18 protein-coding genes and 1 tRNA gene are annotated in these 26,614 nt (G+C 34.2%); 8 read left to right on the top strand and 11 right to left on the bottom strand.

Annotation, left to right across the window (positions count from 1 at the left end; translation table 11 throughout):
* Positions 1-22: 22 nt before the first annotated feature.
* Positions 23-1,321, bottom strand: coding sequence for a c-type cytochrome (locus tag Q0912_RS12995; protein ID WP_299115842.1), 1,299 nt, complete (start codon positions 1,319-1,321; stop codon positions 23-25).
* Positions 1,322-1,532: 211 nt separating this feature from the next.
* On the opposite strand from Q0912_RS12995, the gene Q0912_RS12990 reads away from it, so the two are divergent.
* A complete protein-coding gene (locus tag Q0912_RS12990) occupies positions 1,533-1,916 on the top strand; it encodes an SPOR domain-containing protein (protein ID WP_299115752.1) in 384 nt (127 codons plus the stop codon).
* 64 nt (positions 1,917-1,980) lie between these two features.
* Here Q0912_RS12990 and infB read toward each other — a convergent pair whose 3' ends face one another.
* The 3 genes from infB to rimP all read right to left on the bottom strand — a co-directional run bounded on the left by infB (position 1,981) and on the right by rimP (position 6,463).
* Entirely contained in the window at positions 1,981-4,683 is a 2,703-nt protein-coding gene (gene infB / locus Q0912_RS12985) for a translation initiation factor IF-2 (protein ID WP_299115750.1), read from the bottom strand.
* Between the two features lie 70 nt (positions 4,684-4,753).
* Positions 4,754-5,986, bottom strand: coding sequence for a transcription termination factor NusA (gene nusA / locus Q0912_RS12980; RefSeq protein ID WP_299115747.1), 1,233 nt, complete (start codon positions 5,984-5,986; stop codon positions 4,754-4,756).
* 12 nt (positions 5,987-5,998) lie between these two features.
* Complete coding sequence (gene rimP, locus Q0912_RS12975; protein ID WP_299115745.1) at positions 5,999-6,463, bottom strand: ribosome assembly cofactor RimP; 465 nt, start codon at positions 6,461-6,463, stop codon at positions 5,999-6,001.
* Between the two features lie 160 nt (positions 6,464-6,623).
* Here rimP and Q0912_RS12970 point away from each other — a divergent pair, with 160 nt between their 5' ends.
* Positions 6,624-7,448: a universal stress protein gene (locus Q0912_RS12970; protein WP_299115743.1), complete on the top strand. Its 825-nt coding sequence runs from the start codon at positions 6,624-6,626 to the stop codon at positions 7,446-7,448.
* A gap of 53 nt (positions 7,449-7,501) precedes the next feature.
* Here the strand turns inward: Q0912_RS12970 and Q0912_RS12965 are convergent.
* Positions 7,502-7,574: transfer RNA gene (locus Q0912_RS12965), tRNA-Gln, on the bottom strand.
* A gap of 153 nt (positions 7,575-7,727) precedes the next feature.
* On the opposite strand from Q0912_RS12965, the gene Q0912_RS12960 reads away from it, so the two are divergent.
* Together Q0912_RS12960 and Q0912_RS12955 are read left to right on the top strand one after the other, a co-directional pair.
* Positions 7,728-11,126, top strand: coding sequence for a DUF2723 domain-containing protein (locus Q0912_RS12960; RefSeq protein ID WP_299115741.1), 3,399 nt, complete (start codon positions 7,728-7,730; stop codon positions 11,124-11,126).
* 8 nt (positions 11,127-11,134) lie between these two features.
* Positions 11,135-11,803, top strand: coding sequence for a polysaccharide deacetylase family protein (locus tag Q0912_RS12955; RefSeq protein WP_299115739.1), 669 nt, complete (start codon positions 11,135-11,137; stop codon positions 11,801-11,803).
* Here Q0912_RS12955 and Q0912_RS12950 read toward each other — a convergent pair.
* From Q0912_RS12950 to Q0912_RS12930, 5 genes are all read right to left on the bottom strand, one after another.
* A complete protein-coding gene (locus Q0912_RS12950) occupies positions 11,784-12,080 on the bottom strand; it encodes a thioredoxin family protein (RefSeq protein ID WP_299115737.1) in 297 nt (98 codons plus the stop codon). The two genes, Q0912_RS12955 and Q0912_RS12950, sit on opposite strands and share 20 nt — an antisense overlap.
* A gap of 106 nt (positions 12,081-12,186) precedes the next feature.
* A complete protein-coding gene (locus tag Q0912_RS12945) occupies positions 12,187-13,431 on the bottom strand; it encodes a metallophosphoesterase (protein ID WP_299115735.1) in 1,245 nt (414 codons plus the stop codon).
* Positions 13,432-13,461: 30 nt separating this feature from the next.
* Positions 13,462-15,960 carry a glycoside hydrolase family 2 protein gene (locus Q0912_RS12940; protein ID WP_299115733.1) on the bottom strand — a complete coding sequence of 833 codons (2,499 nt, stop codon included), beginning with the start codon at positions 15,958-15,960 and terminating at the stop codon, positions 13,462-13,464.
* Entirely contained in the window at positions 15,950-16,639 is a 690-nt protein-coding gene (locus Q0912_RS12935; protein WP_299115731.1) for a copper homeostasis protein CutC, read from the bottom strand. Before Q0912_RS12935 ends, Q0912_RS12940 begins: the two co-directional genes overlap by 11 nt.
* Before the next feature lies 1 nt (position 16,640).
* Entirely contained in the window at positions 16,641-18,839 is a 2,199-nt protein-coding gene (locus tag Q0912_RS12930; protein ID WP_299115729.1) for a family 20 glycosylhydrolase, read from the bottom strand.
* 112 nt (positions 18,840-18,951) lie between these two features.
* Between Q0912_RS12930 and Q0912_RS12925 the strand changes: the two genes are divergently transcribed.
* Genes Q0912_RS12925 through Q0912_RS12915 form a run of 3 tightly spaced genes read left to right on the top strand, consistent with a single transcriptional unit; the run spans position 18,952 to position 24,652 of the window.
* The gene (locus tag Q0912_RS12925; protein WP_299115727.1) at positions 18,952-21,900 is read left to right on the top strand and encodes a GH92 family glycosyl hydrolase; all 2,949 of its coding nucleotides are present in this window, start codon (positions 18,952-18,954) and stop codon (positions 21,898-21,900) included.
* Between the two features lie 22 nt (positions 21,901-21,922).
* Positions 21,923-23,599: an MFS transporter gene (locus Q0912_RS12920; RefSeq protein ID WP_299115725.1), complete on the top strand. Its 1,677-nt coding sequence runs from the start codon at positions 21,923-21,925 to the stop codon at positions 23,597-23,599.
* Positions 23,600-23,641: 42 nt separating this feature from the next.
* The gene (locus tag Q0912_RS12915) at positions 23,642-24,652 is read left to right on the top strand and encodes a N(4)-(beta-N-acetylglucosaminyl)-L-asparaginase (RefSeq protein WP_299115723.1); all 1,011 of its coding nucleotides are present in this window, start codon (positions 23,642-23,644) and stop codon (positions 24,650-24,652) included.
* Here the strand turns inward: Q0912_RS12915 and Q0912_RS12910 are convergent.
* A complete protein-coding gene (locus tag Q0912_RS12910) occupies positions 24,649-26,061 on the bottom strand; it encodes an aldehyde dehydrogenase family protein (protein ID WP_299115721.1) in 1,413 nt (470 codons plus the stop codon). The genes Q0912_RS12915 and Q0912_RS12910 overlap by 4 nt on opposite strands.
* A 270-nt stretch (positions 26,062-26,331) precedes the next feature.
* Between Q0912_RS12910 and Q0912_RS12905 the strand changes: the two genes are divergently transcribed.
* Positions 26,332-26,592: a hypothetical protein gene (locus Q0912_RS12905; RefSeq protein ID WP_299115719.1), complete on the top strand. Its 261-nt coding sequence runs from the start codon at positions 26,332-26,334 to the stop codon at positions 26,590-26,592.
* Positions 26,593-26,614 lie beyond the last annotated feature (22 nt).

The following is a 26,614-nucleotide window of genomic DNA, read 5'->3' as shown; positions in this document are numbered from 1 at the left end:
TCTGAATTACTTCTTATTAAAATTAATAATGGCACTTACCACATTCTAATCCGCCCATCTGTGCCGCAGTTAACTGATCAACACCATACTTTTTAGACAATTCTTCATGAATTTTAGTATAGTAACCGTTGTCCTTAACTTTTACATTTGTTTCTCTATGACAATTAATACACCAACCCATTGTTAATGGTGAGTATTGGTACATAATTTCCATTTCTTCAACAGGTCCATGACAGGTCTGACACTCGATACCAGCAACAGAAACGTGTTGAGAGTGATTGAAATACGCAAAGTCTGGCAAATTGTGAATTCTAATCCATTTTACTGGTTTAGAGTCACCTGTGTAGTTTTGTCCATCCCAACCAACAGCTTCGTATAGCTTTTGGATTTCCGCATTATAATCTACACCATATTCTTTACCTTCTGCTAAGGTTGCAGGTGCCACTTCACTAATTGATTTATGACAGTTCATACAAACATTAAGCGAAGGAATACCCGAATGTTTACTCACTCTGGCTGAAGAGTGACAATATTTACAATCAATGCCATTATCACCAGCATGTATTCTGTGCGAGTAATGAATTGGTTGTACTGGCTCGTAACCTTGATCTACACCAATCTGCATAAAGTAACCATACACAAAATAACCACTAGCTAACAAGAAGAAAATTGCAGTTACTAATACTAAGAACTGATTTTCTACAAATGCTTTCCATAATGGCTTACCTTTTACTTCTGCTTCAATTCCTTTAGCCTCTGCAAAACGATTTAAAGTACGTTTTACTAAAATAAGTGCCATCGCCAATAAACCAAATAGAACTGCTAAAGCTCCAAGAATTAGGTCATTTGAGATTCCGCCTTCTGTTTTTGGTTGATCACAACCAGGACCTCCAGGATTTGCAATGCAAGGGTCAACTGGTGGCGGTGGAGCTGGTGCTGCCGTATAAGCCAAGATATCAGAAATATCTTGATCGGTCAATGTTGGGAAAGCCGTCATTGCCGTTTGGTTATATTCGTTGTAAATCTTAACCGCATAAGCATCGCCAGCTTTTATCATTGCTGCACTATTGCGAATCCAAGCACTTAGCCATGCTCTGTCTAAACCTTCGTCTTCTGCCAATCTTGCTTCTACGTTTCGTAACGCAGGGCCAGTCATTGGTTTATCTAATTTATGACAAGCCGCACAATTGGTGTTGAATAATGATTTTCCATTTGCTGGATCGCCATCTTGAGCTGTAAGTGAGGTTGAAAACGTAAGTAATAAAATAAAACCTAAATGAAGAATCTTAGAGGTTAAATTACGGTAGATCACCTGTTTCATATTAATGGTTGAATTATCTTCTAAACTTTGGTACGATTTTTTCATTAAAAAAGTGAAAAAACATGTTTGTAAAAACTCTTGCAAAAGTAACATTTAAAGTCGATTTTGAAAATCTTAGAGAAGTGTTAATATCTAATTTATACCTATTCTAAATAAGATTTTTATCACAATACCGTTGAATAACATACCTTTGCATTAAAACATAATAATTATGGTATTTAAAACCAAATATTTAAGCATTTTAGTGCTACTATTAGTATTCACTGTTTCTGTCCATGCACAACAAGGGCAAGTGAATGTAGAACAAGATAGTGATATTGATAGATTACTAGAATATAAAAAAGATATTAAAACCACTAAGGTTTACAGAATACAGGTATACCAGAGTGTTGATCCAGATAAAGCACAACGTGAAAAATCTAACTTTCTTAATGCTTATGGTGAGTGGCCTGTAGAAATTGTTTGGAACACTCCCAATTACAAAGTTTGGGTTGGTAATTTTGCTACACGTTTAGAAGCTGACAGGGCTTTGGCTAAGATTAAAAAGAAATATATGAATGCTATTATTTTTCAACCCAAAACGGATAAAAAATAGTGGATTATAAAAATTGAATATTCATAAAAAAAAGCGACTTAACAGTCGCTTTTTTTTATGAATATTATTTCAGTTTCTTTTTAACTTCAACTTCCTGGAAGGCTTCAATGATATCACTTTCTTTAATATCGTTGTACCCTTTAACTTGCATACCACAATCGTATCCTTTAGAAACTTCTTTAACATCATCTTTAAATCGTTTTAATGATGCTAATTCACCTGTATGTATAACAACACCATCTCTAATTAATCTAATGCCAGAATTTCTAAATATTTTACCATTAGTAACCATACAACCTGCAATAGTTCCGATTTTAGAAATCTTAAAGGTTTCTCTAATTTCAGCAGTACCCGTAACTTCTTCCTTAACTTCTGGTGATAACATACCTTCCATAGCGTCTTTAAGATCGTTAATAGCTGCGTAGATTATCGAGTATGTACGGATATCAATTTCTTCCTTATCTGCGATGGTTCTCGCATTACCGACAGGTCTTACATTAAACCCAACAATAATTGCGTCTGAGGCTGTTGCTAATAACACATCACTTTCTGTAATAGCACCAACACCTTTGTGTATAATATTTACTTCTATCTCTTCAGTAGATAATTTCTGGAATGAATCTGTCAATGCTTCTACAGAACCGTCCACGTCACCTTTTAAGATAATATTTAATTCCTTAAATGTGCCCAGAGCAATACGACGACCTATTTCTTCGTAGGTTAAACGTTTTTGTGTTCTTACAGATTGCTCGCGTTGTAATTGTGTACGCTTTGCAGCAATTTGTTTTGCTTCACGCTCATCTTCAAATACATTGAATTTATCACCTGCTTGAGGTGCGCCGTCTAATCCTAAAATAGATACAGGTGTTGATGGGCCCGCTTCTTCAACATCATTTCCACGTTCATCGTGCATCGCTTTTACCTTACCACTATTTTTTCCTGCTAAAACATAATCTCCTACTTTTAGAGTACCTGCTTGTACTAAAATTGTAGATACATAACCTCTACCTTTATCTAAGTAAGCTTCAACAACAGTTCCAACAGCTGGTTTTGATGGATTCGCTTTTAATTCTAGCAACTCAGCTTCTAGTAATACTTTTTCGAGTAATTCTTTAACTCCTGTCCCGAATTTAGCTGAGATATCATGTGATTGAATTTTTCCACCCCAATCTTCAACTAATAAATTCATACCTGCTAAACCTTCTTTTACTTTATCTGGATTAGCGTCAGGTTTATCAATCTTATTTATAGCGAAAACGATAGGTACTCCAGCAGCTTGTGCATGCGAAATCGCTTCTTTAGTTTGTGGCATTATGGCATCATCTGCCGCCACAACAATAATGGCAATATCAGTGACTTGAGCACCACGAGCACGCATCGCTGTAAAGGCTTCGTGACCAGGTGTATCTAAGAATGCTATTTTTTGCCCTCCTTCTAATTCTACTCCATAAGCTCCGATATGCTGCGTAATTCCACCTGATTCGCCAGCAATTACGTTTTCTTCACGTATATAATCTAATAAAGATGTTTTACCATGGTCAACGTGTCCCATTACTGTTACAATAGGTGCACGAGGTTTTAAATCTTTTGGATCGTCTTCTACCTCTTCGATAGATTCTTCGATATCTGCTGTTACAAATTCTACACTATAACCAAATTCTTCAGCAACTATAGAAAGTGTCTCTGCATCTAGTCTTTGATTCATAGTTACCATCATACCCAGAGACATACATGCCGAAATAATTTCTGTAACTCCAACATCCATCATTGTAGCCACCTCACTTACTGTTACAAATTCTGTAACCTTAAGTGTTTTACTTTCTGCTGCTGCAATTTCTTGATCTATTTCTGTCTGCTGACGATGTTGATCTCTTTTTTCTCTACGGTATTTAGCTCCTTTTCCTTTACTGGACTTTCCTTGAAGTTTTTCTAAAGTTTCGCGGATTTGCTTTTGCACTTCTTCTTCACTAGGCTCTTCTTTAACCACTTTTGGTCTAGAATTACCTCTTCCTTTTCCTCCTTTTCTGTTATCGAAATTTGGTTTGCCTCCGCGATCATTACCCCCTTTACTAATACGACGTCTTTTTCTTTTATTACCGTCATTAGCAGGAGCTGGTTTTTCTTCTTTCTTCTTCTTTGGCTTCTCAAATTTTGAGAGGTCTATTTTCTTCCCTGTTGCTGTTGGCCCAGAAAGCTTCTTGTATTGTGTTTTCAGGGTTTCTTCTACAGGTGCTACAGGCTCTTTCTCTTTTTCGGTTTTTTCCTTTTTTGGTTCTGGCTCTATTTTCTTAACCTCTTCCTTAGGCTCCTCTTTCTTTTCTTTTGGTTTTTCAACTTTAGGAGTTACCTCTGGTTCTGGCGTTGGTATAGGTTTTGGCTTTTCTTCTTTCTTTTCCTCTTCTTCCTTAGCCTTAGGTTTTTTGTCTAAGTCTATTTTACCAACTTGTTTTGGCCCATCGAGTTCGGCCTTAGCTTTTACTACAGCTTCTTTAGCGGCTTCTTTCTTTTCTTTTTCTTCAATTTCGCGTTCGCGCTTTTCGCGAAGCTCTTCTTTTTCCTTAAGCTTTGCTTCACTTACTTCTTGAGCTTTTTCACGCTTAGTTGCATCTGTCTGAAATTCATCAGATAGCGTGTCATAAACCTCTTGCGAAATTTTTGTATTAGGGCTTTTCTCTATCTCGATACCCTTAGACTCTAAAAAGTCTACAGCACGATCTAGTGAGATATTCAGTTCCCTTAATACTTTATTAATTCTAATTTGAGCCATAAATTGCCGTAATATACTTAAATCTGTTTTATATCAATCTAACTTTTATTGTTTTAAAGTTAAACTGTTATTAGTCTTCAAATTCTTCTTTTAAAATTCTAATGACTTCTAATATTGTTTCTTCTTCTAAATCTGTACGTTTTACCAAATCGTTAACGTCTTGCTCTAGAATGCTTTTTGCGGTATCTAAACCTGCTTTACTAAATTCTTCTATAATCCACGCATCTATTTCATCTGAGAATTCTTTTAATTCTACATCTTCTTCTGCTCCTTCTCTAAATACGTCTATTTCATAACCTGTCAATTGGCCTGCTAAACGAATATTATGACCTCCTCTACCTATCGCTTTAGAGACTTCTTCTGGTTTTAGCAACACTTCGGCGCGCATATTTTCTTCATCTAACTTTAATGATGTTACACGTGCAGGACTTAATGCTCTGGTTACAAAAAGCTGAACATTGTTTGTATAGTTAATGACATCAATGTTTTCATTTCCTAACTCACGTACAATACCGTGAATACGTGATCCTTTCATACCAACGCAAGCTCCAACCGGGTCAATTCTATCATCATAAGAATCTACAGCTACTTTAGCTTTCTCACCAGGAATACGAACTACTTTTTTAACAGTAATTAAACCATCAAAAACTTCAGGGATTTCTTGCTCAAACAATTTCTCTAAAAACAATGGTGATGTTCTAGACATAATAATTGCTGGCTTACTTCCTTTTAACTCAACACTTTCTATAATACCTCTAACATTTTCACCTTTTCTAAAAAAATCAGATGGAATCTGTCTATCTTTAGGAAGAATAATTTCATTACCGTCATCATCTAACAAAATAATTGCTCTGTGTCGTATGTGATGTACTTCGGCTGTATATATTTCTCCTTCTAATTCCTTAAAATGCTTATATATATTTGTATTATCATGCTCGTGAATTTTAGAGATTAAGTTTTGTCTTAATGCTAAAATAGATCGTCTTCCTAAATCTACGAGTTTTACTTCTTCTGCAACGTCTTCACCAACCTCAAAATCTGGCTCTATTTTTTGTGCTTCGGATAATGCGATTTCCTGATTAGGCTCTTCAACTTCGCCATCAGCTACTACGATACGGTTTCTCCAAATCTCTAAATCTCCTTTATCTGGATTTATAATAATATCAAAATTATCATCGTCACCATATTTCTTCTTTAACGCATTACGCAATACATCTTCAAGAATCGCCATCAGCGTAACTCTGTCTATTAATTTATCGTCTTTAAATTCTGAAAATGATTCAATTAACGCTACATTTTCCATAATTGATATGAATTAAAATTTTATTTTAACTTTTGCTTCTTTAATATCTTTAAAAGCAATATTTGCTTCTTTAGTAACAGTTACCTTCCCTTTACCTACAGGTTTTGGTTCTCTAGTTTTCCATTTTAAGACTACTCCTTGCTCATTAGTTGTAATGAGTTGTCCTTCAAGATTTTCACCATCATTAGTTCTTACTTCAAGGTTTCTACCAACATGCTTTGCATATTGTCGTGGCAAAACCAAAGGTGTAGTTGCTCCAGATGATAACACCTCTAAAGAGAAATCGTGCTCATCTCTATCTATGTTGTGCTCAATAGCTCTACTTATAAACATACAATCTTCAACCAGCACACCTGTATCACCATCAATAACAATTTTAATGGCATTATCACCTGAAATACTAAAATCTATTAAGAACAAATCCTGTCTTTCAGTTAGAGCGTTTTGTAATAAGTCCTCTACGGTTTTCTTAAACATTTTTAATATAAAAAGAGAGGACTTTCCGTCCTCTCATCTATTTATTTTGGTAAACTACGGTGCAAATATACAATATTTAAATTAATTTTTCAAAGCTTCGGATTGTGGATTTATTTTGCTAATTTTATAAGACTAACATAAATCATAAATTAAAAACATAATGAATAGAATATTAGTCCCTACAGATTTTTCTGAACAAGCAGAGAACGCTTTAAAAGTAGCTGCTATGTTAGCAAAAAAACATGATGCAGAGATTTATTTGTTACATATGATGGAAATTCCTATGCAGCAAATCGACCCTGGTGCTGCTCGAAGCGATATCCCTGAGGCACTGTTTTTTATGAAATTAGCGCACAAAAAATTTGAAGACCTTATAGAAAGTGATTTTCTGGATGGGATTACGGTACATGAAACGGTTAAAGCAGATATTACCTTTAATGAAATTAAGGATGCCTGTAAAGAGTTTAGTATCGATTTAATCGTCATGGGCTCACATGGAGCATCTGGTCTCAAGGAAATGTTTGTAGGCTCTAATGCAGAAAAAGTTGTTAGGACATCTGATGTTCCTGTTTTGGTTATCAAAAACCATCATGCAAGTTTTAATATTAGAAATTTTGTTTTTGCTTCGGACTTTAAAAACGATAACAAAAAAACATATGAGCAAGCTGCAAAACTTGCAGAATTATTGGGTGCCAAAATACACCTTCTTTTAGTTAACACGGCTAATAATTTTATTACAACATACGATTCTAGAGCTAGAATCAATGATTTTATTTCAGGGCAAACTTTTGAGAATTACACTGTAAACGTTCATAATGACACAAGTGTAGAAGAAGGTATACTAAACTTTTCTCAAGAGATTGATGCAGATCTTATAGGTATTAGCACTCATGGGCGACAAGGTATAGCTCACTTCTTTAATAGCAGTATTAGCGAAGATTTAGTAAATCATGCTGAACGACCAGTTATAACCTTTAAGATTTAACACACTAATTCTTAAATAAAAAAATCCTAATCGAATTCGATTAGGATTTTTTGTTGGCCTACTAGGGCTCGAACCTAGACTCTTCTGGACCAAAACCAGACGTGTTGCCAGTTACACCATAGGCCAATCTCTCAAAATGAGGATGCAAATTTAAGACAAAGTTTGTCTTAGGCAAAAAAAATGCTAAAAAATAATTGAAATTACTTAACGTTAACTTAAAAACATAGGCATTACTATAATAATTAGTAAATTCGCCTGCATTAAACAGAAGTGATTTTCATGACAGATTTTAACTTTAAAAAGTGGAATAGCATATTAGCTTGGTTTGTATTTGCTATTGCGTTTGTAGTATATGCTTTAACTATAGAACCAACAGTAAGTTTTTGGGATGCTGGTGAGTATATCTTAACCTCATCTAAATTACAAGTTGGACATCCGCCAGGAGCTCCACTTTTTCAAATGCTGGGAGCATTTTTCTCTATATTCGCTCTTGAGCCATCACAAGTGGGTATGATAATGAATATGATGAGTGCAGTTGCTAGTGCATTTACTATACTTTTTATGTTTTGGACCATTAGTTTATTATTAGTAAAGCTAGTTAAGCATAAAAAAGATTCTAGTAAAGGCAAAAGCATGGCTATATTAGGTAGTGCATTAGTTGGTAGCTTAGCATTTACCTTTACGGATTCATTTTGGTTTAATGCTGTAGAAACTGAAGTATATGCTATGGCAACCTTAATTATGGCTGTAATGTTTTATCTCGCATTACGTTGGGAGCAAGATATGGACAAACCAAGAGGCAATCGCTGGCTAATACTTATAGCATTTGTTATTGGTTTATCTTTCGGAGTTCACTTTATGGGTTTACTTACCATCCCTGCAATTGGCCTTATATACTACTTTAAAAATTATAAAACCATAACTATACAGAACTTCATTATTGCAAATGTAGCTTCTGCGGCAATCTTACTTTTTATATTCAAATTATTACTACCAACTACCTTAAAACTCTTTGGTAATCTCGAAGTATTTTTTGTCAACTCCATAGGTCTACCATTTAATTCAGGTACTATTATTACTGGTTTAATGGTTATAGCATTGTTCTATTTTGGATTGAATTACACTCGAAAAAAACAAATGATTCATGCAAATACCTTGGTACTTTGTCTTATGTTTATCTTTATTGGGTTCTCCTCCTGGATGATGTTACCTATACGTGCTAATGCTCAAGTGATTATTAATGAAAATGATCCTTCGGATGCGCGAGAGCTTTTGGCATACTATAATCTAGAACAATATCCTGAAACGCATTTATTCTACGGGCCTCAATTTACCGAGATTTATTCTGGTGCGGATGAAGACAATCCTTTTGTAGATGATAAAAAGAACTACGAACGCGATGAAGAATTAGGCGAATATGTTATTATTAATGAATGGAAAGGTAGTAAACAAAACTACAATCACGAACATGCTGCTATTTTGCCTAGAATGTGGAGTAGCGAACATGCGGAAAATTATATGATGTTTACAGGACTGATTGATTTTAAAGTCGATCCTAATCTACAAACACGCACCTATAATGAAGCCCTAAGCTACGGACTCTCAGAAGAGGAGGCGGGTCAATATTCTATACAGGAAAAAAGACGCTTCGATAAAGTGGTCAATGATTTTAGACAGCGAATTGCCAATGGTGAAGTGGATTATGAAGGATATGATCAATTTTTAAGACGCTATGGACAACAATACTTAATAATAGAAAAACCATCCTTTACAGATAATCTCGCTTATATGTTTCAGTATCAGTTTGGTTATATGTATTGGCGCTATTTTATGTGGAATTTCACTGGACGACAAAACGACATACAAGGAAGGTATGATGATTTTAACGGCAACTGGATTTCTGGAATTAAACCCATTGACGAATTACACCTCGGAGTATCGCAAGAAAATTTACCGACCCAAGTCGCAGAAAATAAAGCCAGAAACACCTATTATTTCCTTCCTTTATTGCTAGGGTTAGTTGGATTCTTCTTCTTAATGTATACTGACGCAAAGCGTTTTTGGGTATTGTTGGTTTTCTTTTTATTGACAGGTATTGCTATTCAATTTTATACTAATGTAAGACCTTTTGAGCCTCGGGAGCGTGATTATTCGGTTGTAGGTTCGTTCTATGTATTTGCCATTTGGATTGGTTTTGGAGTTTATGCGATTTATGATTTATTAAAGTCTAACATTAAATCAAAACTATTAGCTCCTGTAATTACCCTAGCTTGTATTGTAATTGTTCCTGGTATTTTAGCGGCAAACAATTGGGATGATCATGACCGCTCAGGAAAATATACTGCCAATGCTATGGCACGCAAATACCTGGAGTCTTGTGCACCAAACGCCATTCTATTTACTATTGGAGATAACGATTCCTTTCCGCTTTGGTATCTTCAAGAAATTGAAGGAGTACGTACAGATGTTCGAGTGGTCAATACCAGTTTATTTCAAACAGACTGGTACATCGACCAAATGAAACGTAAAGCCTACGAGAGTGATCCAATTCCTTCTCAATTAACGCATAATCAATATAGAGGTGGAACCAGAGATGTTATTATAAGACGAGAAATTACCAAAGACACCTTACCAATCAAAGACTTCATGGATTTTGTTTCTAGTGATAAGCCAAGTACAAAGTTTAAATATGTGGTTGAAAGACAAGGTGAAGATCCAAGGCAATATCCAAATCATATCTTAAATACCAATTATTTCCCTACCAGACACATTAGCATTCCTGTTGATAAAGATACTGTATTAAAAAATGGAATTGTAAAACCTAAGGATGCAGATAAGATTGAAGCTAACCTTTATGCAGAAATTGAAGGCAGCTACATTTACAAAAACCGCCTCCTAATGTTAGATATTATAGCTAATAATAACTGGGAACGACCTATTTATTTTACTGGTGGTGCCTTTGGAGCTGATGACTATATTTGGCTTAAAGACTATCTGCAATTAGACGGTATGTGTTATAAACTTGTACCTATTAAAACACCTGTTGATAGAGCCAACCCTTATGACATGGGACGTGTAGACCCAGACTTAATGTACGATATGGTAAAACAATGGAATTGGGGAGGAAGTGGAGAAAGTATTTACCATGATATAGAAACCCGAAGAAATGGTATCACCTACAGAGGTAATTTAGCACGTTTAATTGAAGCACTTATCAATGAAGATAAATTAGATAAAGCTGAAGAAATTGCTGATATAGCTATGGAAAAAATGCCAGTTAACAAATTTGGTTTTCACTCGCTATTAGAGCCATATATAAGTGCATATTATGAAATTGGTAATACAGAAAAAGGACGAGCGCTTTATAAAGATGTAGCTAAAATATATCAAGAAAATATTATGTATTTCGGTGGTTTAGATGAGGATGATCAAATACGTTTGATTGAGGATATTTATTTAGATATTCAACGTTATAGGGCTTTAGTAGATATTTTAGTCGTTTATAATGATAAAGATTTTGCTCTGGAGGAAACTAAAAAATTCAACAGCTATTTAAGCTTGTTAGATAAGCTGATGGGGCCTGTCGAAGAAGAAAAAGAACAAGTACCTCAGGATATAGATATCAATACTATTTTAAATGACTCTATACCAGATTCTATAGCACCAGAAGAAGACTAAAAACAATCATGCAGATTATTCCAGCAAAAACACCTGGATTTGTAAAAACACTTTTTCCAAATTTTGTTTGGAATATTAATACCGAAAGCAAAGTACTCTATTTAACTTTTGATGATGGTCCAACTCCTGAAATTACGCAGTGGGTACTTAAAACTTTAAGACCATTTAATGCAAAAGCTACCTTCTTTTGTATTGGTAGTAATATTGAAAAGCATCCTGAAATTTTTCAAGCTATAATAGAGCAAGAGCATTCTGTAGGTAACCACACTTATAACCATCTAAAAGGTTGGAAACATAAAACCAAAGATTATATTGAAGATGTCTTAAAAACACAAGCGATAATAAATTCCAAATTTATCAATCGAGATATATCAATCGAAAAACTCTTTCGACCACCATATGGTAAATTTAAAGCTAAGCAAAGTGGAAAGCTACAAGAACTGGGCTATAAAATTATTCTTTGGGATGTGCTTTCTTATGATTGGGGTAAATCTGTAAGCGAAGACAATTGTTTGAATAATGTACTTTCTACAGCAAAAGAAGGAAGTATCATTGTTTTTCACGATAGTATAAAAGCATCTCGAAATTTAAAATATGTACTTCCGAAAGTTTTAGAATATTATAACGAAAAGGGATATATTTTTAAGGCCTTAAGAGTTAAACATACTCTTGAATAATGCCAATTAAAGTGTTTGCATCTTGCTCACCACTATGACGCCATTTCATTTCGCCATTTTTGTAGATAATTAAAGTGGGTAACCCTTTAACACGAAGTGCTTCTGCCAATTCCTTATTTTTATCCACGTCTATTTTAATGATTTTAGCTTTATCGCCTAATGCGGCAGCAACATCTCTAAGCACAGGATGCATGGCAACAGACTGGTCATTCCATTCTGTATAGAAGTCTAATAGTACCGGAATATCGACATCTATTAATTCCCCAAATTTTGACATACGTTAATAGTTTTAGTCAAACGTGTTTCACAAACCTACATAAATTTTTACTAGTAAATCTAGTCCGTTTGTTATCAGCAAGATAAAAATAAACAATTGTTAGCAATTATGCCCCCTTTTTGCCTTTTTTAAGCTCTATCACTGTGATTTCTGGCCAAATACCTACTCTTCCTGGGAAAGCCAGATAACCAAACCCTCTATTAACATTAATATACTGGCCCAAAGCTTCATATATACCTGCCCATTGTTTGTATCTCCATTTTACAGGACTCCATTTTATCCATCCAGGAATTTCAATCCCAAATTGCATACCATGAGTATGTCCACTCAACGTTAGGTGATAATGATAAGCATCGTTAACAACCTCAGCATCCCAATGACTTGGATCGTGGCTCATCAATATTTTAAAATCATCTTTGTTAACTTTTTCAGATGCCCTCTTTAAATCACCTGCTTTTTTAAAACCACCCTTCCCCCAATTTTCAACACCAATTATAGCTAATCTTTGTCCTTCTCTTTCTATGAATCGATTCTCATTTAATAATAAATCAAATCCAATGTCTTTTTGAAGTTTTTTCAAATCTTCGAGGTTTTGCCTCTTATCTTCTTCAGTATTCCATCTTATATAATCCCCATAATCATGATTTCCTAAAACAGAAAACAACCCATCATTAGCTTTTAATTTCTTAAATACCTCAACATATGGCTCTAATTCAGTTGCTTTATTATTTACCATATCACCAGTAAACAATATAACATCAGATTGCTGTTCGTTTATTAAATCAATAGCATATTCTACTTTTTTAATATTATCAAAACTCCCAGAATGCACATCACTAATCTGAGTGAGTTTGTAGCCATTAAAAGCCTCTGGCAAATCTTCAAAATGTAGTGTGTATTTTAAAACTTTAAAATTATATTTCCCTTTATACATGCCATAAATCACAGATGCAAAAGGAATTGCAGCTAGTCCCAAGGCTATTTGACTAATAAATTTCCTTCGTGCAGGAAAGTGCTTAATTTGGTTTTCACTTCCGCTATCGTCTTGCATAAAATAGCTGTATATACCTTGAGGAACTCTAAACACATCTTCACCAAACATCATAACAATGAGTATAAGCTTAGGCACAACCATAGCAATCAACATACCGACAGCAAAACCATTGGCTTGAGAAAAGCCGTTACTTCTATTAAAACTGTAAAATTGATATATAAAGTTACCAATCACAACTACTGTAAACAACCAATAAAGTGCATACCACCAATTACTTTTGGTTACTGTCTTTAAAGATTGAAATGCGTAAAAATCTGCGACACCAATAATGGCTATAAATATTATCCAGCGAATCATCAATAGGGTTTAATTAGCAAAGTTAATCATCTAATATCCTACTTGTCTTATGAAATTGTTAAAGCTTCTTATTTGCAAATCATCAATTGACATGACTTTATCTAGTCTTTCATCATTTGATTTAAAATAAATCCATTTTCTTTGACCTGGATAAAGGTCAAAGAAATTATTATGAAACCAACCTTTGTATTTTGTAGATAGAAAGACATCTTTTTGATAGACATCTGACCAAATAATAACTTTAATACCATCATCCATTTTTACAAATTGTGTTTTGAAATCACCTTGCTTCAGTTTTAAATCTTTAGGTTTTACAAAAAAGAAGTGTTCTTCAACATTATAGAAATCAGTATCAAGATAAATTTGATCTTTAGGAAAACTAATATCTGCTAATGGTATTTGATACTTGATTTGACTTGAATTTGAAGCAATAGAAACTTCTTTAGAATCTTTCCATAAAATATTGTTATCAAAATCTTTAATAGAGATTCGTAATTTTTCATTAATGTCTTCTAAATTATCATTGATCACATAGACTTTTATAGTATCATTTTCAATTTTTGAAGAGATTAAAATATTATCAAAACTATGCTTCAACTTATAATGTAATGCCTTCCAATTACCTAAATAATCAATACCAGACCAGGATACGGCTGGCCAGCAATCATTAAGTTGCCAATATAGTGTTCCCATATTGTAAGGCTTAGCTCTACGATGAGCCTCTATACCCTTTGTAATACCATATGCTTGTAATAACTGACTCATATAGACATAATCCTCTGCATTATCAGGGATAGGAAAATTGCGCTTCATATACTCATCGATAAGCTGAAATCCTCTGGAATGCTTTTGATGATTTTTAAAACCTTCTGAGCTTATTTCAATAGAATCATTCTGATTGATATACCGAATGACTTCATAACTCGGGAAGGACTGAAATCCAAACTCACTCATAAAACGTGGTACATGTTCTTCTAAATGTTCAAAAGGATAGGCGTCGTGCCAAATCCACCAATCGTGTGCATCACCTTCGGTTTTATATTTTGGATTACCTCTGCCATATTTTGGTGATGACTCCCAATAATCTGTATCTGTTAATCTTGCTACCGTGTTTGGTAGAATAGAGTCAAATACTTTTAAATAATTGTCCCAAATCTCGTCTTTCTCTTCACCACTTCTATCGACTTGCCAGCCCCAACGATGCCAACCTTCTGAGTTTTCATTGTTACCACACCATAAGGCAATTGAAGCATGATTCCGTAATCGTTTTACTTGCTGTTCAGCTTCTTGCCGTACATTCTTTAAAAAAGTGTCATCTCCTGGGTACATGGCACAAGCAAACATAAAATCTTGCCAAACCAGAATTCCTTTTTTATCACACAAGTCATAAAATATATCATTCTCATAGATACCTCCTCCCCAAACTCTGAGCATATTCATATTAGCATCGACGACATCATCAAGCAAATCCTCATAGTGTTGATCATTTACCCAATTTTGAAAACTATGTTGTGGAATATAGTTAGCTCCTTTAGCATAAACAGGCACATCATTGACTTTGAAGTAAAAAGATTCTCCTATACTATCTTTTTCAGTGACTAAATCAATGGTTCTGATACCATGTTTTACAGAAATATTGTCTAAAATTTTATTTCCATCTTTTACTACAACTTTGATGTCATATAAATAGGGTTCACCTAGATTATGTGGCCACCAACGTTTTGGTTTTTCTATATCGAAATTAAGTGTGTCATTACCATAAAGATTATAGTCCTTATACTTATATAATAAATAATCATCTATGTATAAATCGATATTATATTCTATATCCGAACTTGAATTTGTTTTAAGAATTAAACCTAATTCGGAAATTGAGTCAGAAAGAGAAAATTGCTTTAAATAATAATCTACGACTCTAAATTCATTCCAAGCCACCAATTTAATTGGTCTCCAAATACCGCTCGTATTTAATTTTGGTCCCCAATCCCAACCGTATTGAAATTGTGCTTTTCTGGTAAAAATACGGTTACCTTCAGGTAGTTGGTAAGTCAGTTTTGCTTTTTCTGCCTCTTCATATTTTGAAGTGTGCTCAAATACCAATCGTAACTCATTTTCAGGTTTTAAAATAGGTTTTACATTGACATTCCATTGTCTAAATGCGTTATTAGCTTTTAAGATTAAACTATCATTTAGATATACTGAAGCATAGGTGTCTAAACCTTCAAAATTGAGCTCAATATTTTTCTTTTGAAATGTTTCCTCATCCACTGAAAAAATTGTTTTATACTCCCAATCAGTTTTAGAAACCCATTGTACGTTTTCTTCATTATTTGCAATAAATGGGTCTTCGATTAATTGATGATCTAGTAAATCTGAAAATATATTTCCAGGTACTGTTGCCGAACGCCATATGGGATCTGATACTTTTTTAAATTGCCAGTTACTATCAATCTCAATAGTAACTGGGACATTATGTTTTGGTTGACAGCTAAAACAAATGAGAATAAAAAGTAGAAAACTATATCGCATCTAAAATGGCTTTAATTTTTTGAGGGTCTGAATAGGTTAAAGAAATTGAAAACATAGAATTATCTTGTTCAATTAGTGTTGAAGCTGATGCATGAATTTCCTTTAATCCTGCTTCTTTAAATTTTAGAGCATTATCAGCATTGATACCACTACCTGCTATAATGGTAATCCTATTATTTGCTATTGCATGCAATGCTTTTAGTAACACTAAACCTTGCTTAGCAGTTGTTTCTTGACCTGAGGTTAAAACTCGTTCTACTTCTAAATCGACTAATTGTTCTATAGCTTCTTTCGGGTTTATAACTTCATCAAAAGCACGATGGAATGTAAATGCTAATGGTTTTGATATTTCCACAAGTTCTTTTGTGCGTACATGGTCTATCGTAAAATTTGAATTTAAAACCCCAGACACAATACCTTGACAGCCTAAGTCTTTGCAAAGTTGAATATCATGTTTCATAATCTCAAACTCATCATCTGAGTATACGAAATTCCCGCCTCTTGGTCGTATCAATACAAACACAGGAATCTGTAAATTCTCAACAACTTGTTTCAACAATCCATTAGAAGGTGTAATACCACCAACTGACAATTCCTGGCATAACTCTATACGATGCGCACCAGCTTGCTGAGCATTTTTTGCAGACTGATATGAGTTGGCACAAATTTCTAGCAACATCCTAATTGATTATTATCTCGTCAATAAAGGTCCAAGCTTTATTGCCAGCACCCTGTTTACCTTCTGGAATAGTCCCATAATTTGGAATCTTAATTTTAACAAAACGACTGTATTGACCCACTCCTTTAATTTGATTCGCTATGAGTTTATCTTCATTATCAGAATCATAATTTATTAATGTACTATCCACTTCAATAGAAAACTTTCTTGGGGCATATATCCATTGCCCATTACCATTATGAAATCGTGTTTCAATGAAATTGATGGCTTGCACTTCTCCTAAATCAATAGTAATCTCAATATCCTCTCCCGAAAACCCTAACCATTCTTTATCTCCATAACGTGAATCACTTCCGCTAATACCATTGATTAAACCTTCTGCACCACTGCCTGAATATGCTTTATGAGGCACTTTATCTATAGTTATTTTTGCACCTACCCCTTTATGGTAATTAATACTTTGGCTAAATACTTTGCCTAGTCGTTCTTTGTTATTAAAAACGGCTGCTGTAATCGTTGTAGATTTAGTAATTGGAATTTTAGATGTGTAGGCTTCAGAATTTAAATTAGGCTCACTCCCATCTAAGGTATAGCGAATATCTTTTCCTTCAGTTAAGGTTTTGAGTTGATAAAACGACTTTCTATCTTCAGAAATCATCTCACCTTCAATTTCATATAAATGATTAGCGTAATTGATGTCTAAAGCATCTAATCGTTTATGGAAGTTTTCTACTTTAGATACAAAATCCACATAATCTTTGTGCTCAGGCTTAGACCACAATACCTCACTCATTGCCAGCATTCTTGGAAACGTCATATACTCTACCTTATCTTCAGTTGGCATATACTCTGTCCATACATTACCTTGAGCACCAAGAACATATTTCGATTCTTCTTTTGACAATTCTTCAGGAATTGGATTGAAGTTATATACTTTTTCTAAGGGTAAATAACCACCTATAGCTAATGGTTCATCCTCATTATCGGATTGGTAGTAATCAAAATAACAATGTGAAGTAGGCGTCATTACAACGTTATGTCCAGACTTTGCCGCTTCTACAGCACCACTTGTTCCTCTCCATGACATCACGGTTGCATTTGGAGCTAAACCACCTTCTAAAATTTCATCCCAACCAATAATTTGCCGTCCTTTAGAATTTAGATAGTTTTCGATTCGCATAATAAAGTAATTCTGAAGTTCATGCTCATCTTTTAAACCTTCACTTTTAATTCTTGCCTGACAATCACTACAGCTTTTCCAACGCGTCTTTGGCGCTTCGTCACCACCAATATGTATGTATTTGCCTGGAAACAATTCTAGCACCTCATCGAGCAAATCCTCAAGAAAATTGAAGGTTTCATCTTTTGTACAATATATCTCTTCAAAAACTCCCCATTTTTTAGCGACTTCAACCTGCTCACCTTTACAACCTAATTCTGGATAAGCAGCAATAGCAGCCTGACTGTGACCTGGCATTTCAATCTCTGGAATTATAGTAACAAAACGCTCTTCAGCATAAGTCACAATATCTTTTATCTCCTCTTGCGAATAATAACCACCATATTTTTTTCCATCAAATTGATGCGGTTGATCACTGTAATGTCTTACCAAGGTTTCATCCCTGTATGCAGCAATTTCCTGAAGCTTTGGATACTTTTTTATTTCGATACGCCAACCTTGATCTTCAGTTAAATGCCAATGAAAGATGTTCATCTTTAGCATAGCCATAGCATCAATATACTTTCTAATAAAGTCAACAGAATACATATGACGACCTACATCTAAATGCATGCCTCTATAAGGAAATTTTGGTTCATCTTTAATAGAAACAGCTTCAATTCTAATTTTATCTTTATCAAAACTTCCGTTCTCTAATGATGCTGGCATTAACTGTCGTAATGTTTGCACACCATAAAATGCACCTTGATCAGAAGAAGCTATGATCTTAATCTTATCTTTAAAAGTCTCCAGTTTATATCCTTCAGAAGGAATACTATCATTCTGTATAAATAAAATAGAACCATTTTTTTCAATCGACTTCAATTGAATGCCACTTCCATTCAAAATAAAGGATTGTAAAAAATTGGCTGAAACTTTAAAGGTTTCAGAAAAGCTTATAGTGGTTTTGTTTTCAATTATAAATTCGTCATTATATCCCAATACAGAATCAACTTCTGGAATAACATCTACTTCAATCATTGGGCAATAACTTTCAGTACAACCAAAAGTTAAAAAACATAAAATGAGAATCCCTACTAAGCTCTTGAAATGCATTTTAGTATATTAGATGCTAAAATTAGCAATCTTTTTAATGACCTCTAAACTATACTTTGTTTTAATTGTTCTGGCCTTAGTTTTAAGTTGTAATAAATCATCTCCAATTTCTGAAGCCAAAAAAGATCAACCTTTAATAAATTACGTAAACACCTTTATTGGTACTGGCGGTCATGGACACACCTATCCTGGCGCTACTATGCCATATGGTATGATGCAATTAAGTCCGGATACGCGTTTAAAAGGTTGGGATGGCTGTTCTGGTTATCACTATACAGATAAATATATCTATGGGTTCTCTCATACACACTTAAGTGGTACTGGAATAAGCGATTATGGTGATGTACTCTTAATGCCTACTAACAAAATCAACTTTAATAATGGTTACGATGGTAAAGAAGGCTATAGAGCACATTTTAGTCATGATAATGAAATTGCGGAGCCTGGTTATTATAAAGTTCATCTAGATTCTACAAACATTGATGTTGAGTTAACCGTTTCTTTGCGCAGTGGGATTCATAAATACCAATTTCATTCCAATGAAAATCAGCATGTAGTTTTGGATTTAGCGCACAGAGATAAATTATTAGATTATAAGATTAATAAACTCAACAACTACGAAATTAATGGTTATAGACATTCATCGGCTTGGGCAAAAGACCAACGTTTGTTTTATCATATTAAGTTTTCACATCCTATTAAAGACATTGTTTATGATGATGGTGAAGATGTTGCCATATCAAAGAATTATAAGTTTGAAAGTAAAAAAGCTATTCTGCTTTTTGATAATCCTAACAATGAACCACTGGTAATCAAAACAGGAATTTCAGCTGTTGACGAAAAAGGTGCTAAAGACAATATGATAGCTGAAATAGGTTCTAAATCGTTTGAAGAAGTAAGAAAAGAAGCCCAGAATTATTGGGAAAAACAACTCAAAAAAATTGTCATTGAAAGTAATGACATAGAAAAAAAAACGAATTTCTATTCGGCATTATATCATACCATGATTGCACCAAATCGTTATCAAGACGTCGATGGAAGATATCGTGGTATGGATTTAGAAATTCATGATGCCAACTTCGACTATTATTCGGTCTTTTCACTTTGGGATACCTACAGAGCTGCACATCCCTTATACACAATTATTGAGCAAGAACGCACCAATGATTTTATCAATACATTTTTAGCGAAATACGATGAAGGAGGGATTATGCCAATGTGGGATTTAGCAGGAAATTATACCGATTGTATGATTGGTTATCATGCTGTGCCAGTTGTAGCTGATGCTTACTTAAAAGGCATCAGAGGCTATGATACTGAAAAAGCTTTTGAAGCTATGAAACATTCCGCTACAAGAGATAAATTTGGTTTAGAAGCCTATAAAAAATACGGTTTTATTCCTGTGGATGAAGAGAGTGAATCGGTTTCTAAAACTTTAGAGTATGCATACGATGATTGGACGATAGCACAAATGGCAAAAGCTATGGGTAAATCTGAAGATTATAAAACCTACATTCAACGTGCACAGTATTATAAAAATGTATTCGACCCTGAGTCTAAATTTATGAGAGGGAGATTCCGAAATACGTGGTTTGCCCCTTTTGATCCTTATGAAGTAAATTTTAATTACACAGAAGCGAACTCTTGGCAATATAGTTTTTATGTCCCTCAAGATGTTTCAGGGTTTATTGACCTGCTAGGAGGAAAGGATAAGCTTGAAGCACAACTTGATGGGTTATTTAATGCCAAGACCGAAACTTCTGGTCGCGACCAATCTGATATTACAGGATTAATTGGTCAGTATGCACATGGCAACGAGCCAAGCCACCATATGGCTTACCTCTATAATTTTGTAAACAAACCTCATAAAACTCAAGAAAAGGTTCATCAAATCTTGACAGAATTATATAATAATGAACCTGATGGAGTTTCTGGCAATGAAGATTGTGGGCAAATGAGTGCTTGGTATGTATTAAGTTCTATGGGCTTTTATTCGGTTACGCCAGGAAGCAATCAATACATTATTGGCACTCCACTTTTTGATAAAGCCACTATTAATCTTGAAAACGGAAAACAATTCAATATAAAAGCTAAACATTTGAGTGATACTCATATTTATATTGAAAATGTAAAACTCAATGGAGAGGATTTAGATGTAACGTATTTAAAACATGAAGATATTGTTTCTGGCGGAACACTAGAATTTACCATGACCGATAATCCAACAGTATGGGGAAGTAGAGTTGGTAACGAGCCAAAGACTGAGATTAAAGATCATATCATTTTGCCTTCACCATATATTGAAAAAGGAGATATTACGTTTAGAGGAGAAACCGAAGTAGTTCTAAATACCTCTGAGCAAGGTGCTAGGATTTACTATGCCCTAAATGATGAAGATTTTCAGCTGTATGAGAAACCATTTACTTTAACCGAAGAAACCAAAGTAAAACTCTATTCTGAAAAAAGTAATATAAAGAGCCCTGTATTGACGACACCATTCTTTAAAATAGATCCTAACCTCAGTATCACTTTAGAAAGTGAATACGCTAATCAATACTCTGCAGGTGGAAATGATGCCCTTATCGATGGTATTAGAAGTACTAAAAACTATCGTACAGGAAGTTGGCAAGGTTACTATGACAGAAATCTCATAGCCACTGTGGATTTAGGTCGGCAAAAACCAATCAATACTATTACTGTAAATTTTTTACAAGACCAAGGTGCCTGGATTTTTTATCCTACAGAAGTGCAATGTTTGGTATCAAAAGATAATATGAATTTTAAAGCTTTACCATCTTATAAAATTGACGCTTCAAAACGTGATAGTGAGCTCGAAATTAGAACTTTGGAATTTAAAATTCCTATGACAGAATACAAGTACGTAAAAATCATCGCCAAGAAAATGGGGAAGCTTCCAGAATGGCATTTAGGTTATCCTTATGATGGTCGAAGCTGGATTTTTGTTGATGAAATTTCGATAAAATAAAACTAACTAACAACAACTAAATATGAGTAATCAAAACAACAAATCGGCATTAGCAACCTTAGTAACGGTTTTCTTTTTCTGGGGATTTATTGCAGCATCTAATGGTGTGTTTATCCCTTTTTGTAAAACCTATTTTAATATCGATCAGTTTCAATCGCAATTGGTGGATTTTGCATTTTATGGAGCATATTATATAGGAGCGCTCTTATTATTTATTATTTCTAGTTCGATTAAAAAAGATATCGTCAATTCTTGGGGCTATAAAAAGGTTATAATATATGGTCTTTTATTATCTGCTATTGGTGCCTTTATCATGTATCCTGCTACTGCTGGAGCAGAACAGGGTCAAACAGCAGTGTTCTATTTTGTCTTAATTGCTTTGTTTATAGTTGGCCTAGGATTTTCGCTACAACAAACTGGCGCAAATCCTTTTGCAATTGCACTTGGTGATCCAGAGACAGGCTCTCATCGTCTTAATTTGGCTGGAGGTATTAATTCGTTTGGTACAACTATAGGACCTATCGTTGTTGCACTAGTTCTATTTGGTACTGCAGCAGTAAGTCCTGAGGAATTAGTAAGAATGATAAAAAATAATGAAATCACTCTTACTACAGTTCAATTACTATATCTTGGTGTAGGTGGTTTATTTTTAGTTGCTGCTGCTCTTTTTTATTTTTCAAAAAAACTACCTGCTTTAAAATCTGAAACAGTATTCGAACCTGCTAATAAGGCAAGAAATTTACTGATAATTCTAACTTTAATTATTGCAGCCTGTTTCGGATATATTTTTAGCACCTATTCTGGCGACACCTCAGCATCTGAAGAAGTAGAAAACACAAGATTAGTTTTACTTTTTATCGCTTTGATAGCTGTTATTGTTTCTGTTTTTATTGCTAATAGTAGCGCATCAAAAAACCCTAAAGGTTGGGGCGCCATGAAATATCCTCAATTAGTTTTAGGTATGTTAGCCATATTCACTTATGTTGGCGTGGAAGTTACCATTCAAAGTAATTTAGGTGAGCTTCTAAAAACGGTAGCCGATAAAGTCAACAAGTTAAACCCTTTAGGATTACCAGTTTTAAATGATGCCGGAATTGCACCATTTATCTCATTATATTGGGGAGGATTAATGATTGGACGATGGGTAGGAGCTATCACTGTCTTCGATCCAAGTAAAGGGTTAAAAAAAGCACTATTAATTATCGTTCCTTATATAGCATTTGGAGTTATTCTTGTGGCTAATTATGCAGGTGGGAAAAGTTTCTCTACCAATGAAATTTTGTTTTTTGCAATATGTGTAGCTGTTCAAATTGGTGGTTTCTTCTTAGCTAAGGATAATCCTGTAAGAACTTTAAAAATCTTTAGTGTTTTAGGCGTTATAGGAATGTTGGTTGGGTTATTCACAACTGGTAATTTGGCCTTATTCGCATTCTTATCTGGTGGGTTATTCTGCTCTATAATGTGGCCTTGTATTTTTACATTAAGTATTGCTGGTTTAGGGAAATATACCTCTCAAGGTTCGGCATTTTTAATTATGATGATCTTAGGTGGTGCTATAATCCCACCTTTACAAGGAAAAATTGCTGATATCTTTAGCATTCAATCGTCTTATTGGATTGCTGTAGCTTGTTTTGCATACTTGTTGTTTTATGCCTTTAGAACAAAAAAAGTATTAGATAAGCAAGGTGTAGAGTATTAAAAAAGATTTCCGCTTTCGCGGAAACGTAAAACAAACTTTTCGATGAACCGTAGAAAATTTATTAAAAATGCGTCATTAACTGGTGTTGGATTAGCCGTTGGAAACGCAATTATAAGTTGTGATGAATCTGATTCTAAAAAAAATATTCAAGAAAATAATGAGGCTATTGCCGATTTACAAGGTCTGCCCTTGGTCATCGCTACATGGCATGTAAAGGAAGCAACAGCGAAGGCTATGGAAGTTCTACAAGCTGACGGAAACTCACTTGATGCAGTAGAACAAGGCTGCAGAGTCGAAGAAGCTAATGAAAAAGGTCAGTCTGTTGGTAAAGGTGGATTGCCGGATAGAGACGGCAATGTAACCCTAGATGCCTGTATTATGGACAAACATGGTAACTGTGGGGCTGTTGTTTATCTTCAAAATATTACGCATGCAGTTTCAGTAGCAAGAAAAGTTATGGAAGACACTCCGCACGTAATGTTAGCAGGTGAAGGCGCTAAGCAATTTGCCATTTCAAGTGGATTTAAACCAGAAGATTTATTAACAGATGCTTCAAAAGAAGCCTGGGAAAAATGGAAAGTTGAGGCTAAATATAAACCCATTATTAACATAGAAAATCACGATACTATCGGCATGCTTGCCATAGATAAAAATGGGGATATTTCTGGAGCTTGTACTACAAGTGGCTTGGCATACAAAATGGGAGGTCGTGTTGGTGATTCACCTATTATAGGTTCTGGTTTATTTGTGGATAATGAAATTGGTGCTGCAGTAGCTACAGGTTTAGGCGAAGAAGTCGTAAAAACGGTGGGGAGCTTTCTTGTGGTAGAATTGATGCGTCAAGGTAAATCTCCTCAAGAAGCTTGTGAAGAAGCCATAAGCAGAATTGTTAACAAACCCAATAGCAACTATAAAGACTTTCAAGTTGGCTATATAGCCGTAAATAAAAAAGGGGAAACAGGGTCTTATTCTATACACCAATGGTTTAGTATGACGAAGTTTCAAAATGGAGTTAATGAGCAAATTCAATCGGATTTTTTTAATAAGGCTTAAAACCACTTAACAGTTAATTTTGCTAACTTCTCTTTAAAAGTAGTATATGGAGGAAAAAGCAATGTCACAGGTCCTGAGGCATACCGTTTTAACACTGCACGTTCATTAGAAAACGCTTTAAAGCTATAAAAACCATGTGCTTTACCAATACCACTACTATTACTACCGCCAAATGGTAAATGATGATTAGAGAATTGTATACCATTACCATTAATGCAGGTTGTGCCAGCCCTGGTATTGTTAATAATTAAATCGGTGAAAAAGCTTGATTTTGAGTATACATATAACGCTAGAGGTTTATCCTTATCTTTCAAGTAATTGATAACTTCTTCTTTATGATCATAAGTTTTTACTGGTAAAATTGGACCAAAAACTTCTTCTTGCATTAAAAGAGCATCCTGTTTTAGATTTGAAATTACTGTAGGACCTATAAACTGCTCCTCTTTATTAATTTTGCCTTCTATTAAAAATTCTGACTCCGATGCCTTAGCATTATCAATATAGGAAATCAATCTATTAAAGTGTTTTTTATTTATGATTCGTCCATAGCTTTCAGAGCTTGAAATATCTGATCCATAAAATTTATTTAGATAATACTTATAATGTGTTATAAATGATTCTAAAATTTTCTCTTGTATAAATACATAATCAGGCGCTATACAGGTTTGTCCGCAATTAAAGTGTTTTAGCCAAACTACAGTTTTTGCTGCTAATTTTACATCTGCAGATTTATCTATTATTACTGGCGACTTTCCTCCTAGTTCTAAAGTTACAGAGGATAAATGTCTCGCTGCAGCTTTCATCACTATTTTACCCACAGGAATAGAACCCGTAAAAAATATATGATTAAAAGGTAGTTGTAATAAATTTTGAGCGACATCAACATCTCCTTGTATTAATGCAATCTCATCTTCTTCAAATAAATCCTTTACTATAACTTCCATTAACTCAGAACAATTTGCTGATATTTCTGAAGGCTTTATTATTACAGTATTACCTGCGGCAATTGCTGCGACTAAAGGTGAAAACGTAAGATTAACAGGATAATTCCATGGAGACATAATTAAGCAAACACCTTTTGGTTCGTACTTTATCCACGATTTTGTACCTAACAATACAAGATCAGATTTAACCTTTTTTTTCTTTAACCAACGATGGAGGTTGGCCTTAGCATGTTTTATTTCTTTAATGACGAGATAGATAGCAACTAAGTCAGATTCTATAATAGGTCGCTTTAAATCTTTATACAATGCTTCTTTAATTTGCTTTCTATATGTATATTCTAGAGCGTTATGAAGTTTGTTGAGCTTTCTAATCCTTTGACTATATGTACTCTGAGCAACTTTATATTGATTCTCTTTCTGTTTTAGAAACAAATCAAAGTAGGGATTATCTCTATAATCTATCATTTATATACTTTTTATAAAATTATACCTATACCATGCATTTCATCGAGGTTATTGGTAAACAGCTTCATTTGGTCTAAATCTTAGGCTTTTTTATCTATAAAATTACCCTTTTTAAAGGGCTGTGAGCCCATTTTGTGTATTTCATCGATGTTTTTTACTAACAAATACCAGTTATCTAATTATCGCCTTATTTCGTCCAAAAATTTTACCTACAGTAAATATCTACCGTTTCTTTGAACCGAAGTTAAAACAAAAAACAATTTAACAATTATGAAAAAAGGTTTAGTCATATTATTATTCTTAACAATATCTTTTGCAGGATATGCTCAACAAGATGTTGTAAGTAATGTTGAGACTGAGCTTATTGAAACCCCTAAAGCTGAAAAGCCTGAGGTAAAAAAAACTGTTATTTCTGCTAAAGTAAAGGCTAAAGTTTTAAAAATTAATCGTAAAAAAAGTAATGAAATTATAAGTATCAAAGCTTACCGAAAGAGCTTACAAATTAAAGTAAAGACTAAAAAGCTTTGTTAATTAATATGCTATTAACCATTTA

This window comes from uncultured Winogradskyella sp., assembly GCF_947498345.1.
GTDB lineage: Bacteria > Bacteroidota > Bacteroidia > Flavobacteriales > Flavobacteriaceae > Winogradskyella.
This window is presented reverse-complemented; position numbering and strand designations above follow the sequence as displayed.